This window comes from Lentzea aerocolonigenes (genome assembly GCF_000955955.1).
Classification (GTDB): Bacteria; Actinomycetota; Actinomycetes; order Mycobacteriales; family Pseudonocardiaceae; genus Lentzea; species Lentzea aerocolonigenes_A.
On sequence record NZ_JYJG01000007.1, the window covers coordinates 91,311 to 105,112 of the forward strand.

At 68.0% G+C, this 13,802-nt stretch carries 11 protein-coding genes; 10 read left to right on the plus strand and 1 reads right to left on the minus strand.

The features are described 5' to 3' along the window. Position 1: 1 nt before the first annotated feature. Genes nuoF through UK23_RS02710 form a run of 10 tightly spaced genes read left to right on the plus strand, consistent with a single transcriptional unit; the run spans position 2 to position 12,826 of the window. Positions 2 to 1,282: an NADH-quinone oxidoreductase subunit NuoF gene (gene nuoF / locus UK23_RS02665; protein WP_045309721.1), complete on the plus strand. Its 1,281-nt coding sequence runs from the start codon at positions 2 to 4 to the stop codon at positions 1,280 to 1,282. Next, positions 1,279 to 3,729 carry an NADH-quinone oxidoreductase subunit G gene (locus UK23_RS02670; RefSeq protein WP_045309722.1) on the plus strand — a complete coding sequence of 817 codons (2,451 nt, stop codon included), beginning with the start codon at positions 1,279 to 1,281 and terminating at the stop codon, positions 3,727 to 3,729. Before nuoF ends, UK23_RS02670 begins: the two co-directional genes overlap by 4 nt. Beyond that, a complete protein-coding gene (nuoH, locus tag UK23_RS02675; protein WP_045309723.1) occupies positions 3,726 to 5,051 on the plus strand; it encodes an NADH-quinone oxidoreductase subunit NuoH in 1,326 nt (441 codons plus the stop codon). The genes UK23_RS02670 and nuoH overlap by 4 nt, the downstream gene beginning before the upstream one ends. Before the next feature lie 2 nt (positions 5,052 to 5,053). After that, positions 5,054 to 5,569, plus strand: a complete 516-nt coding sequence (gene nuoI, locus UK23_RS02680) for an NADH-quinone oxidoreductase subunit NuoI (RefSeq protein WP_045309724.1) — start codon at positions 5,054 to 5,056, stop codon at positions 5,567 to 5,569. Beyond that, on the plus strand, positions 5,566 to 6,417 hold the full coding sequence (locus UK23_RS02685) for an NADH-quinone oxidoreductase subunit J (RefSeq protein ID WP_082114361.1): 852 nt from the start codon (positions 5,566 to 5,568) through the stop codon (positions 6,415 to 6,417). The genes nuoI and UK23_RS02685 overlap by 4 nt, the downstream gene beginning before the upstream one ends. Beyond that, a complete protein-coding gene (nuoK, locus tag UK23_RS02690) occupies positions 6,414 to 6,713 on the plus strand; it encodes an NADH-quinone oxidoreductase subunit NuoK (protein ID WP_030473209.1) in 300 nt (99 codons plus the stop codon). The genes UK23_RS02685 and nuoK overlap by 4 nt, the downstream gene beginning before the upstream one ends. A gap of 37 nt (positions 6,714 to 6,750) precedes the next feature. Beyond that, positions 6,751 to 8,661, plus strand: a complete 1,911-nt coding sequence (nuoL, locus tag UK23_RS02695; RefSeq protein ID WP_045309789.1) for an NADH-quinone oxidoreductase subunit L — start codon at positions 6,751 to 6,753, stop codon at positions 8,659 to 8,661. Further along, positions 8,658 to 10,226 (plus strand): NADH-quinone oxidoreductase subunit M, encoded by a 1,569-nt coding sequence (locus UK23_RS02700; RefSeq protein ID WP_045309725.1) that lies wholly within the window; start codon positions 8,658 to 8,660, stop codon positions 10,224 to 10,226. Before nuoL ends, UK23_RS02700 begins: the two co-directional genes overlap by 4 nt. A 1-nt stretch (position 10,227) precedes the next feature. Further along, complete coding sequence (gene nuoN, locus UK23_RS02705; protein ID WP_045309726.1) at positions 10,228 to 11,805, plus strand: NADH-quinone oxidoreductase subunit NuoN; 1,578 nt, start codon at positions 10,228 to 10,230, stop codon at positions 11,803 to 11,805. Between the two features lie 55 nt (positions 11,806 to 11,860). After that, a complete protein-coding gene (locus UK23_RS02710; protein WP_045309727.1) occupies positions 11,861 to 12,826 on the plus strand; it encodes a polyprenyl synthetase family protein in 966 nt (321 codons plus the stop codon). Between the two features lie 5 nt (positions 12,827 to 12,831). Here UK23_RS02710 and rarD read toward each other — a convergent pair whose 3' ends face one another. Next, positions 12,832 to 13,755 carry an EamA family transporter RarD gene (rarD, locus tag UK23_RS02715; RefSeq protein WP_052684310.1) on the minus strand — a complete coding sequence of 308 codons (924 nt, stop codon included), beginning with the start codon at positions 13,753 to 13,755 and terminating at the stop codon, positions 12,832 to 12,834. Positions 13,756 to 13,802: the final 47 nt, after the last annotated feature.

Here is a 13,802-nt window from a genome sequence, read left to right on the forward strand (position 1 = left end):
CATGGTTGACCCGCTGACTCCCGTTCTCACCACGCGCTGGACCGAGCCCAGGTCCTGGACGATCGAGACCTACGAGCGCACCGGCGGCTACACCGCCCTGCCGAAGGCGCTCAAGGCCCACCCGGACCAGCTCATCCAGCAGTGCAAGGACTCCGGGCTGCGCGGCCGCGGCGGCGCTGGCTTCCCCACCGGCATGAAGTGGGGCTTCATCCCGCAGGGCGACGGCAAGCCGCACTACCTCGTCATCAACGCCGACGAGGGCGAGCCGGGCACCTGCAAGGACATCCCGCTGATGATGGCGGACCCGCACTCGCTGATCGAGGGCGTGATCATCACGTCGTACGCGATCCGCGCGAACTTCGCGGCGATCTACGTCCGCGGCGAGGTCCTGCACTGCATCCGCCGCCTCAACGCGGCCGTGCGCGAGGCGTACGCCAAGGGCTACCTGGGCAAGGACATCCTCGGCAGCGGCTTCGACCTCGACGTGGTGATCCACGCGGGTGCCGGCGCGTACATCTGCGGTGAGGAGACGGCACTGCTCGACTCGCTGGAGGGCCGTCGTGGCCAGCCGCGACTCAAGCCGCCGTTCCCCGCGACCTCGGGCCTGTACGCCTCGCCGACCGTGGTGAACAACGTCGAGACGATCGCGTCCGTGCCGTTCATCGTCAACGGCGGGTCGGACTGGTTCCGCGAGATGGGTCGCGACCGCTCACCCGGTCCGAAGATCTACTCGCTGTCGGGCCACGTCACGAACCCCGGCCAGTACGAGGCGCCGATGGGCACCACGTTGCGCGAGCTGCTGGACATGGCCGGTGGCATGAAGGACGGCATCCCGCTGAAGTTCTGGACGCCGGGTGGTTCGTCCACGCCGCTGTTCACCGCGGAGCACCTCGACGTGCCGCTGGACTTCGAGGGTGCCGCCGAGGCCGGTTCGATGCTCGGCACGACGGCTCTGCAGATCTTCAACGAGACCGTGTCCGTGCCGTGGGCCGTCATGAAGTGGACGGAGTTCTACAAGCACGAGTCGTGCGGCAAGTGCACGCCGTGCCGCGAGGGCACGTACTGGCTCGTGCAGATCCTGCAGCGGATGGTTGCGGGCAACGGCACGGCGAGCGACATCGACACGTTGCTCGACGTCTGCGACAACATCCTCGGTCGTTCCTTCTGCGCGCTCGGTGACGGTGCCGTCAGCCCGATCACCAGTGGCATCAAGTACTTCAAGGACGAGTTCCTCGCCTTGTGCGACAAGAACTCCAAGGTTCTGGCTGGAGCGAACGCATGACCATCGCCCCTGACAAGCCCACCGCAGCCGAGGTCGTCGTACCCGAGGGCCACGTCAAGCTGATCATCGACGGCGTCGAGGTCATCGCGCCCAAGGGTGAGCTGCTGATCCGCACGGCCGAGCGCCTCGGCACGGTCATCCCGCGCTTCTGCGACCACCCGCTGCTGGAGCCCGCGGGCGCCTGCCGCCAGTGCCTCGTCGAGGTCGAGATGGGCGGCCGGCCGATGCCGAAGCCGCAGGCCTCCTGCACGATGACGGTCGCGGACGGCATGGTCGTGAAGACCCAGCTGACCTCGCCGGTCGCGGACAAGGCCCAGCAGGGTGTGATGGAGCTGCTGCTCATCAACCACCCGCTGGACTGCCCGGTCTGCGACAAGGGCGGTGAGTGCCCGCTGCAGAACCAGGCGATCGCCCACGGCCGCAGCGACTCCCGCTTCCACGAGCACAAGCGGACGTTCCCGAAGCCGATCAACATCTCCACGCAGGTGTTGCTCGACCGCGAACGCTGCGTGCTCTGCCAGCGCTGCACCCGGTTCTCCGCGCAGATCGCCGGCGACCCGTTCATCGAGCTGCTGGAGCGGGGTGCGCACCAGCAGATCGGCATCGCGCAGGAGAAGCCGTTCCAGAGCTACTTCTCCGGCAACACCATCCAGATCTGCCCGGTCGGTGCTTTGACGAGCGCCGCCTACCGCTTCCGCGCCCGGCCGTTCGACCTCGTGTCGACGCCGAGCGTGTGCGAGCACTGCTCCTCCGGTTGTGCCGAGCGCACGGACTGGCGGCGCGGCAAGGTGCAGCGCAAGCTCGCCGGCGACGACCCGCAGGTCAACGAGGAGTGGATCTGCGACAAGGGCCGGTTCGCCTTCCGCTACGCCACGGCCGGCGACCGCATCACGCGGCCTTTGGTGCGTGACGAGGAGACCGGTGAGCTGCGCGAGTCGTCGTGGACCGAGGCGCTGCAGGTCGCGGCGGCCGGTCTGACGGCGGCGCGGGACGCGAACGGCGTCGGCGTGCTGACCGGTGGCCGGCTGACCGTCGAGGACGCCTACGCGTACTCGAAGTTCGCCCGGATCGCGTTGCACACCAACGACATCGACTTCCGCGCCCGGCCGCACAGCGCCGAGGAGCTGGAGTTCCTGTCCGGCACGACGGTGTTCACCAACCCGGACAACGGCGTCACCTTCCAGGGCATCGAGAAGGCGCCGGCCGCGCTGCTGGTCGCTTTCGAGCCCGAGGAGGAAGCGCCGATCGTCTTCCTGCGCCTGCGCAAGGCCGCTCGCACCGGCAAGACCAAGGTCTTCCACCTCGGCCAGTTCACCACCCCGGCCGTCGAGAAGACCCTCGGCACGCTGCTCGCCTGCGTGCCCGGTGCCGAGGCGAACGCGTTGAACGCGTTGGCGGAGCACGCTTCCGATGTCGTGGAGCTGCTGAGCAAGCCCGGTGCGGTGATCCTGGTCGGCGAGCGCGCCGCCGAGATCCCCGGCGCGTTCACCGCGGTCACCCGGCTCGCCGAGCGCACCGGGGCCAAGATCGCGTGGATCCCGCGTCGTGCCGGTGAGCGCGGTGCGCTCGCGGTCGGTGCCACGCCGAACCTGCTGCCCGGTGGCCGCCACGTCGCGAACGCGTCGGCGCGCATCGAGGTCGAACGGACCTGGGGCGTCGAGGAGGGCTCGCTGCCCGCGACGCCCGGCCGCGACACCACCGGCATCCTCGAGGCCGCCGCGAACGGTCAGCTGTCCGGCCTGGTGGTCGGCGGCGTCGACCCGTTCGACCTGCCGGACCCGGCGCTGGCCGAGAAGGCGTTGGCACAGGCCGGTTTCATCGTGAGCCTGGAGCTGCGGCCGAGCGCGGTCACCGCGCACGCGGACGTCGTGTTCCCGATCGCCCCCGCGGTCGAGAAGTCCGGCAGCTACCTCAACTGGGAGGGCCGCCGCCGCGAGTTCGGCCTGACGCTGGAAGGCACCGGCGCGCTGCCGGACTGCCGCGTGCTCGACACCCTCGCGGTGGAGATGGACGCGGACCTGTTCACGCAGACGCCCGCCGCCTCGGCAGCCGACCTGGCCCGCCTCGGCGAGGGCGCTCCGAGCGGTTCCTCGCTCAACGTCGCCGCGCCGCTGCAGAGCCCGGCCGGTGCCGGCAAGGCGGTCCTCGCCACGTGGCACCGCCTGATCGGCAACGGCTCGCTGCAGGTGGACGAACCGCACCTCGCAGGCACGGCCCGCCCGGTCGTGGCGAAGGTCGCGGAGGTCACCGCACAGCAGTTCGGTCTGGAGACCGGCGGCTACGTGACGGTCTCCACCGAACGCGGCGCGATCACGCTCCCGGTCGAGACCGACGACCTGCCCGAGGGCGTCATCTGGCTGCCCACCAACTCGGGTGACGTGACCGTCCGGGCCACGCTCGGCGCGGGCCACGGCTCGATCGTCTCCGTCAGCGGAGGGAAGTCATGATCCAGCACGTCCTCGCAGCGGACAACGGCGAGACCGCCAAGCTCCTCGCGGACGACCCGATCTGGCTGGTGCTGATCAAGGTCGTCGGGATCTTCGCGTTCCTCGTGGTCATGACCCTGTTCATGATCAACTGGGAGCGCAAGGTCGTCGCGCGCATGCAGCACCGCCCCGGCCCCAACCGGGTCGGCCCGAACGGCTGGCTGCAGTCGCTCGCGGACGGTCTGAAGCTCGCGTTCAAGGAGGACATCCGCCCGGTCCTCGCGGACAAGTGGGTGTTCTTCCTCGCGCCGGTGATCTCCTGCATCCCCGCGTTCCTCGCGTTCTCGGTGATCCCGCTCGCGGGCGAGGTCAACCTGTTCGGCCAGCAGACCGCGCTGCAGCTCGTCGACCTCCCGGTCGGCGTGCTGGTGGTGCTGGCCTGCTCGTCGCTCGGCGTCTACGGCATCGTGCTGTCCGGCTGGGCTTCCGGCTCGCCGTACCCGCTGCTCGGCGCGCTGCGGTCGGCCGCGCAGGTGATCTCCTACGAGATCGCGATGGGCCTGTCGATCGTCGCGGTGATCATGTTCACCGGCTCGATGTCGACCGGTGACATCGTCAACGCCCAGGCGGGCATGGTGCTCGGCGGCGCGATCCCCGGCTGGTTCGGCATCCTGCTGTTCCCCAGCTTCGTGATCTACGTGGTGTCGATGGTCGGCGAGACCAACCGCGCGCCGTTCGACCTCCCCGAGGCCGAGTCGGAGCTGGTCGGTGGTTTCCACACGGAGTACAGCTCGCTGAAGTTCGCGCTGTTCTTCCTCGCCGAGTACGTCAACATGGTCACCGTCTCGGCGCTCGCGACCACGCTCTTCCTCGGCGGCTACCGCGCCCCGTGGAGCGGCGAGTTCATGAACACCGGCTGGTGGGGCCTGCTCTGGTTCATCGGCAAGACGCTGTTCTTCCTGTTCATCTTCATCTGGCTGCGCGGCACGCTTCCTCGCCTGCGCTACGACCAGTTCATGAAGCTCGGCTGGAAGGTGCTGGTCCCGACCAGCCTCGTCTGGATCATGGCCGTCGCGGTCATCCGCACCGGTGCCATCCAGCAGCTCTCCACGGCGCAGCGGCTCATCGCGCTCGGCGTGGTCGTCGGCCTCGTGCTGCTGGTCTCGTTCCTGCTGCCGGACAAGAAGGTCCAGGACACCAAGGGCGTTCCGCTCGCCGGCTCCGGCTTCCCGGTGCCGCCGCTCGATCTCGTTGTCCCCAAGGCCGCGCCCAAGCGCAAGGTCAAGGTCGCCAACATCCCCAAGGACAAGGCAGCCGTCACCACCGGTAAGGAGGCTGAGTAGGGATGTTCGAGTCCCTGAAAGGCTTCGGCGTCACCTTCGGCACCATGTTCAAGAAGGTGGTGACGGAGGAGTACCCCGAGGTCAAGAAGGTGACCGCGCCGCGGTTCCACGGCCGTCACCAGCTGAACCGGCACCCGGACGGGCTGGAGAAGTGCGTCGGCTGCGAGCTGTGCGCGTGGGCCTGCCCGGCGGACGCGATCTTCGTCGAAGGTGGCGACAACACCGAGGAAGCGCGCTTCTCGCCCGGTGAGCGGTACGGCGCCGACTACCAGATCAACTACCTGCGCTGCATCGGCTGCGGCCTGTGCATCGAGGCGTGCCCGACCCGTTCGCTCACGATGACGAACGAGTACGAGCTCGCCGACGACAACCGCCAGGACCTGATCTTCACGAAGGAGGACCTGCTCGCTCCGCTGCTGCCCGGCATGGAGCAGCCGCCGCACCCGATGCGGTTGGGCGACAACGAGCAGGACTACTACGTGAACGGCCCGCAGCTGGCCAAGGAGGCTCAGCAGTGAGCCTCCTCGTCAGCTTCCTGGCCCAGCAGCCGGAACCCGTGCAGAAGGTGGTCGACACCGTCACCACGGGCGAGGCCATCGCGTTCTGGGTGCTCGGCCCGCTCGCACTGGCCGGCGCGCTCGGCATGCTCTTCGCGCGCAACGCCGTGCACTCCGCGCTCTGGCTCGTCGTGACGATGCTCAGCCTCGGTGTGCTGTACATGATCCAGCAGGCGCCGTTCCTCGGCTTCGTGCAGATCATCGTCTACACCGGCGCGATCATGATGCTGTTCCTGTTCGTGCTCATGATGGTCGGCCGCGACAGTTCGGACTCCGTGGTCGAAGTCATTCGCGGGCAACGGCTCGCGGCCGCGTTGCTCGGCATCGGGTTCGCCGTCCTGATGGTCGGCTCCGTCGGCCGCGCGCTCACCTCGGTCGAGCCCAGGGGTCTGGCCGAGGCGAACACCACGAACGGCGGCAACGTCGGCAACATCGGCCAGAAGCTCTTCACGGACTACCTGTTCGCGTTCGAGCTCACCTCGGCCCTGCTGATCACCGCCGCCCTCGGCGCGATGATCCTGGCCTTCGTGGGTCGCGACGGCCGGCCGTCCAAGAAGACGCAGAAGGAACTCGTCGAGGAGCGCTTCCAGGACGGCAAGCGGGTCGGGTCCATCCCCGGTCCCGGCGTCTTCGCCACCGCGAACTCGGTGGCCACCCCGGCGCTGCTGCCCGACGGCAGCGTGTCGGAGGAGTCGCTGTTCGAGGTCATCGAGGCGACCGACAAGTCCGTGCTCTCGGACGACGTCGCCGAGGTCGCGGGCACCGGGCACCAGCCGGACTCGCACGCGCTCAAGGGAAGTGAGTCGTGACTCCCACGTACTACCTGCTGCTGTCGGCACTGCTGTTCAGCATCGGCGCCGTCGGCGTCCTGGTGCGGCGCAACGCGATCGTGGTCTTCATGTGCGTCGAGCTCATGCTCAACGCGGTAAACCTGAGCCTCGTGACGTTCGCGCGGATCAACGGCTCGCTCGACGGTCAGGTGATGGCGTTCTTCGTGATGGTCGTCGCCGCGGCCGAGGTCGTCGTCGGCCTCGCGATCATCATGTCCATCTTCCGCACGCGTCGCTCGGCCTCGGTCGACGACTCGAACCTGCTGAAGTACTGAGGGGTCACCGGTGACGGAACCTGTTGCCGCCAGCGGGCTGGCTAGTCTCGCCTGGCTTTTGTTGGCGCTGCCCGCGTTCGGCGCGGCAGTGCTGCTGGTCGGTGGCAAGCGCACCGACAAGTGGGGTCATCTGCTCGGCTGCGCCACCATCATCGGCGCGTTCGGCTACGGACTCGCGCTGTTCTTCTCGACGCTCGGCATCTCGAACCCGGAGGAGCGGGTGCAGAACGTGCACCTGTTCAACTGGGTCGACGTCAACGCGCTGACCGTCGAGTTCGGACTGCGCATCGACCCGCTGTCGCTGACGTTCGTGCTGCTGATCACCGGTGTGGGCTCGCTGATCCACATCTACTCGATCGGCTACATGGCGCACGAGGAAGGCAGGCGGAAGTTCTTCGCCTACCTCAACCTCTTCGTGGCGGCCATGCTCCTGCTGGTGCTGGGCAACGGTTTCGTGACCCTGTACTTCGGCTGGGAGGGCGTCGGTCTCGCCTCGTACCTGCTGATCGGCTGGTACCAGTACAAGCCGGAAGCGGCGTCGGCGGCCAAGAAGGCCTTCCTGATGAACCGCGTCGGCGACCTCGGTCTCGCGATCGCGATCTTCCTGATGTTCAACCGTCTCGGGACCACGCAGTACACCGAGGTCTTCAGCCGGGTGAAGGAGTTCTCCAGCGCGGAGATCCTCGCGATCACGCTGCTGCTGCTCCTGGGCGCCTGCGGCAAGTCGGGTCAGTTCCCGCTGCAGGCCTGGTTGCCGGACGCCATGGCCGGTCCGACCCCGGTGTCCGCCCTGATCCACGCGGCGACGATGGTCACCGCCGGCGTGTACCTGATCGCCCGCTCCAACCCGATCTACGACCTGAGCGCCGACGGCCGCCTGGTCGTGATGATCATCGGTGGCGTCACGCTGCTGATCGGTTGCATCATCGGTTGCGCCTACGACGACTTCAAGAAAGTCCTGGCGTACTCGACGGTCTCGCAGATCGGTTACATGATCCTCGCGGTGGGCCTCGGCCCGGTCGGTTACGCGCTGGGCATCATGCACCTGCTGACGCACGGCTTCTTCAAGGCCGGGCTCTTCCTCGGTGCCGGTTCGGTCATGCACGGCATGAACGACGAGGGCAACATCCGGCGGATGGGCGGCCTGGCCAAGTACCTGCCGGTCACCTTCGTCACCTGGACGCTCGGCTACCTCGCGCTGATCGGCATCCCGCCGTTCGCGGGCTACTTCTCGAAGGACGCCATCATCGCGGCGGCGTTCACCGGGGAGGGCTGGCGGCCGTACGTCTTCGGTGGCGTCGCACTGCTCGGTGCCGCGCTGACCGCGTTCTACATGACGCGCCTGCTCATCCTCGTCTTCCTGGGCCAGCCCCGCTGGAAGGACCTGAAGTCCGAGGACGGCAAGGAATACCACCCGCACGAGTCCCCGCTGTCGATGACCATCCCGATGATCATCCTGGCGGTCGGCTCGATCGGTGGCGGCTGGTTCCTCTCCTCCGGCGGGCGTCTGGCCGGGTGGCTGGAGCCCTCGCTGGGCGAGCTCAAGGAAGAGCACGGCGTGGTCTCGCACGGCATGGTCGGGATCCTGACCGTCGTGCTCGCGCTGGTCGGCGCCGGTCTCGCGTTCCTGCTCTTCGCTCGCGGCAAGCAGCCGGTCGAGCGGCCGGTGCGGGTGTCGTTCCCGGTGCGCGCCGCTCGTGCGGACCTCTACGGCAACGCACTCAACGAGGCCCTCTTCGCGCGGCCGGGCACCTGGCTCACCCGCGCGCTGGTGTTCCTCGACCTGAAGGGCGTCGACGGTGCCGTCAACGGCATGGCGGCGCTGCTCGGCGGTAGCTCCGGCCGGTTGCGCAGGCTGCAGACCGGGTTCGTCCGCTCCTACGCACTGTCCATGCTGCTGGGCTCGATCTTCGTGCTCGGGGCGCTCCTGGTGGTGAGGTTCTCGTGACCTGGGTTCTGATCGCACTGCTGGTGGTGCCGCTGGTCGGCGCCCTGGTGGTGGCGTTCCTGCGCAAGGACGACAAGAAGGCCAAGCTCGTCGCACTGGCGTTCTCGCTCGTCGAGCTGGTGCTCGCCGTGCTGCTGTGGACCGCGTACAAGCCGGACGGCGACCGCATCCAGCTCGCCGCGGGCGTGGACTGGATCCCGGCGTTCGGCGTGCGGCTGTCGTTCGGCATCGACGGCATCGCGCTGGTGATGATCGCGGTGATCGCGCTGCTGATCCCGCTGGTGATCGGGGCCGGCTGGACGGAGAAGCTGCCGGCCGGTCGTTCGCAGGGCGGGTACCTCGCGCTGATCCTGGTGCAGGAGGCCGTGACGGTCGCGGTGTTCGCCGCCACCGACGTCTTCCTGTTCTACGTGCTGTTCGAGGTCATGCTGATCCCGATGTACTTCCTGATCGGCGGCTACGGCGGCGCGCGCAGGCAGTACGCGGCGGTCAAGTTCTTCCTGTACTCGTTCCTCGGCGGCCTGATCATGCTGGCCTCCGCGATCGGCGCCTACGCGATGGCGTCGGACGAGCTGGGCAAGGGCACGTTCGACTGGGCCACGCTGGTGAAGGTGGTCAGCGACGCCGACGCGACGACGCAGACCTGGCTGTTCCTCGGCTTCTTCCTGGCGTTCGCGATCAAGGCACCGCTCGTGCCGTTCCACACCTGGCTGCCCGACGCGGCCGCCGAGGCGCCCATCGGCGTCACGGTGATCGTCGTCGGCATCCTGGACAAGGTCGGCACGTTCGGCATGCTGCGCTACCTGCTGCCGATGTTCCCGACGGCGTCGAAGAACCTGGCGCCGCTCGTGCTCGTGCTCGCGGTGGCCGGCGTCCTCTATGGATCGTTGCTCGCCACGGGCCAGCGGGACATGAAGCGGTTCCTCGCTTACGTCTCGATCGCCCACTTCGGCTTCATCGCGCTCGGCATCTTCTCGTTCACGTCGCAGGCCGGTGTGGGCTCGGTGTCGTACATGCTCAACCACTCGATCTCGACCGGCATGCTGATCCTGGTGATCGGCATGGTGATCGCGCGCGGTGGTTCGTCGCTGATCTCCGACTACGGCGGCATGTCGAAGGTGGCACCGGTGCTCGCCGGCATGCTGCTGCTGTCGGGTCTGACCACGCTGTCGCTGCCGGGCACGAACTCGTTCGTCTCCGAGTTCCTGGTGCTGATCGGCTCGTTCCCGACGCAGCCGGTCTACACGATCCTCGCGACGGTCGGCATGGTGCTCGCGGCACTCTACGTGCTGTGGCTCTACCAGCGGATCATGACCGGCCCGCTGCGCGGTGACGCGCTGCTGGGTGCGGCCGCCGGTCCGGGCGCCGTCGGCGACCCGGAGAAGAAGACCACCATCGGCGACCTCAGCAAGCGCGAGATCGCGGTCCTCGCACCGCTCGTTGTCATCGTGCTGGCCCTCGGGTTCTTCCCGCAGCCGGTGCTCGACGTCATCACCCCGACTGTCGGGGCGACGCTGACCGAGGTCGGCGTGACCGACCCGGTCTCCGTGCAGGAAGGCAAGTGACGTGAACCTTCTCGTCGCTCAGGCGCAGCAGTTCGAGGCGCCGGAGATCCTCTACGGTGCGATCGCGCCGGTGCTGATCGTGCTCGGCGCGGCCTGCGTCAGCGTGCTGCTGGAGGCGTTGCTGCCCAAGCACCAGCGGTGGGCGGTGCAGCTCGTGCTGTCGCTCGTCACGCTGGTCGCGGCGACCGGAGCATTGATCTTCTACGCGACCTCCGACCGGCCGGAGCAGGGGGTGGCGACGCTGGCGGGCGCGATCGCGGTCGACACGCCGTCGTTGTTCCTGTGGGGCACGTTGCTGGTGCTGGCGTTCGGGTCGATCCTGCTGATCGCCGACCGCTCGGTGGAGCCCGGTGGGGTGTTCGTGGCCCAGGCCGCGATCCGTCCCGGCACCGTCCAGGACCGCGCCCAGGCGACGAAGACCGGCATGCAGACCGAGGTCTTCCCGCTCACGCTGTTCGCGCTCGGCGGCATGATGACGTTCGTCGCGTCGAACGACCTGCTGACCATGTTCATCGCGCTGGAAGTCCTGTCGCTGCCGCTGTACCTGCTGTGCGGCCTGGCTCGCCGCCGTCGCCTGCTCTCGCAGGAAGCGGCCGTGAAGTACTTCCTGCTGGGTGCGTTCGCCTCCGCGTTCTTCCTGTACGGCGTGGCTCTGCTGTACGGCTACGCGGGTTCGGTGAAGCTCTCGGCGATCGCGTCCGCGGCCGCCGGCACGGACCGTTCCGACACGCTGCTGTTCGCGGGCTTCGGCCTGCTGGTGGTGGGTCTGCTGTTCAAGGCCGCGGTCGGCCCGTTCCACGCCTGGACCCCGGACGTGTACCAGGGCGCGCCGACGCCGGTGACGGCGTTCATGGCCGCGTGCACCAAGGTGGCCGCGTTCGGCGGCATCCTGCGCGTGCTCACGGTCGCGTTCGAGAACACGCAGTGGGAGTGGCGCGGCGTCCTGTGGGGCGTGGCGGTCGTGTCGATGGTGATCGGCGCGGTGCTGGGTCTCACGCAGACCGACGTGAAGCGCATGATCGCGTACTCGTCGGTGGCGCACGCGGGCTTCCTGCTGATCGGCACGATCGCACTGACGCCGGAGGGCAAGACGCCCGGTGTGAGCGCGACCATGTTCTACCTGCTGGCGTACGGCTTCACCACGATCGCCGCGTTCGGCATCGTGTCGCTGGTCCGCAACTCGGACGGCGAGGCGACGCACCTGTCGCAGTGGGCGGGTCTCGCGAAGCGGTCGCCGATCGTGGCCGGCGTCTTCACGTTCCTGCTGCTGGCGCTGGCCGGCATTCCGCTGACGTCCGGCTTCATCGGCAAGTTCGTCGTGTTCAGCGCGGCGATCGAGTCCGGCCTGACGCCGCTCGTGGTGATCGCCCTGGTGGCCTCGGCCGTCGCGGCGTTCTTCTACCTGCGGGTGATCGTGCTGATGTACTTCAGCGACCCGGCTCCGGACGGCCCGACCGTCAGCGTGCCCGGTGCGTTCACCACGATCGCGATCACGTTGGGTGCCGTAGTGACCCTGGTGCTGGGGTTGTGGCCCACGTTCGTGCTCGATTGGGCGGGTACCGGCACCTTCCTCAGCTAGGTGTACGTAGTCTGCTGGTGTGACCAGTAGCGAGCATGAGGGACCGGGGTTCGCGTTGGTGGACCCCGTGCTCACCGAGGTAGTCCAGGTCGGCCTGGCCGAGGTGGAGCGCATCCTGCACGACGTCGTGCAGAGCGAGTTCCACCCGGTGACGGAAACCTCGCTTCACCTTGTGGAGGCGGGCGGAAAGCGGATCCGCCCGCTCTTCACACTGCTCGCCTCCCAGTTCGGAGCGGACTGGGACCGCGAGAAGGTCATCAAGGCCGCCGCTGTGGTCGAGCTCACACACCTCGCCACGCTCTACCACGACGACGTCATGGACGAGGCGACCATGCGGCGCGGCGCGGTCTCCGCGAACGCCAAGTGGGACAACAGCATCGCGATCCTGACGGGCGACTTCCTCTTCGCCCACGCCTCCCGCCTGACGGCCGACCTGGGCACGGACGCGGCGCGGATCATCGCGGAGACCTTCTCGGTCCTGGTGACCGGTCAGATGCGCGAGACCGTCGGCCCACAGCCCGGCGAGGACCCGATCTCCCACTACCTCAAGGTGATCGAGGAGAAGACGGGCGTGCTGATCGCCACCGCGGCGCGGTTCGGCGGCATGTTCTCCGACGCCACCGAGGAGCAGACCGACGCACTGCGCCGGTACGCCGAGGTGATCGGTGCGGCGTTCCAGATCTCGGACGACGTGATCGACATCGCCTCGCCGTCGGTCGAGTCCGGTAAGACGCCGGGCACCGACCTGCGCGAGGGCGTGAAGACGCTGCCGATGCTCTACGCGCTCGCGGACCCGTCCGAGGCGCGGCTCGCCGAACTGCTGGCCGGTCCGATCAGCGATGATGCCCTGGTCGACGAAGCGCTCGCGTTGCTGCGCAAGTCATCGGGCATGGACCGCGCACGCGAGACGCTCGACGACTACGCCGACCGGGCCCGCACGGAGCTGAACAAGCTGCCGCCGTGCGCCGCCCGTGACGCTCTCGAAGAGCTCGCCACCTACGTGGTGGCCCGCTCCCACTGACGGTTCTACTCGACCGGCGCGAGCAGTTGCTTGCGTCGGTTCTTCACCGCGTCGAACGTGAAGATCGCCAACGCCACCCAGACGAGTCCGAACCCGATCCACCGGCTGCGCGGCATGGGTTCGTGCACGACGAAGACGCCCCACGCGAACTGCAGCACCGGCGCCAGGTACTGCAGCATCCCCATGGTGGTCAGCGGGACCAGCCGCGCTCCCGCACCGAACAGCACCAGCGGGATCGCGGTGACGATGCCGGTGCTGAGGAGCAGCAGCGCGTGGCCACTGCCTTCGGTGGTGAAGGTGTTCGCGCTGCCGAGCACGAGCAGGTAGACGAACGCGATCGGCGCGATGACGGCGCTCTCCGCGGCGAGGCTGGAGATGGCGTCGAGCGGGACTTTCTTCTTCAGCAGCCCGTAGGTGCCGAACGAGAACGCCAGGATGAGCGAGATCACCGGCAGCCGTCCGTAGTCGACGGTGAGCACGATCACAGCCACGACGACGACGGCGAACGCGACCGCCTGAACGAGACGCAATCGTTCCTTGAGGAAGATCATGCCGAGTGCCACGCTCACCAACGGGTTGATGAAGTAGCCGAGCGCGGCTTCGACGACGTGCTTGCTGTTGACCGCGTAGATGTAGGTGCCCCAGTTCACCGTGATCAACACGGCGGCTGCGGTAACGATGAGCCAGCCTTTTCCTGATAACTCAAGGAAAGGACGCCACCGCCGGAGGAGCACGACGGCGATGGCGAGCGTCACGAACGACCAGACGATCCGGTGCGCGAGCACCTCGACCGGCTGGGCGGGCACGAGGAGTGGCCAGTACGCCGGGAACAGGCCCCAGAGGACGTATGCGAGTACGCCGTAGGTGACGCCTCGCCCCTGGGTGTGAACTTCTGGCGAAGTGAGGGAAGAAGTCGTCAGCTGCGGCACAAAATGCCACTCTACGCTGGCGTTTCCTCCGGATATTTGCGCCGAAC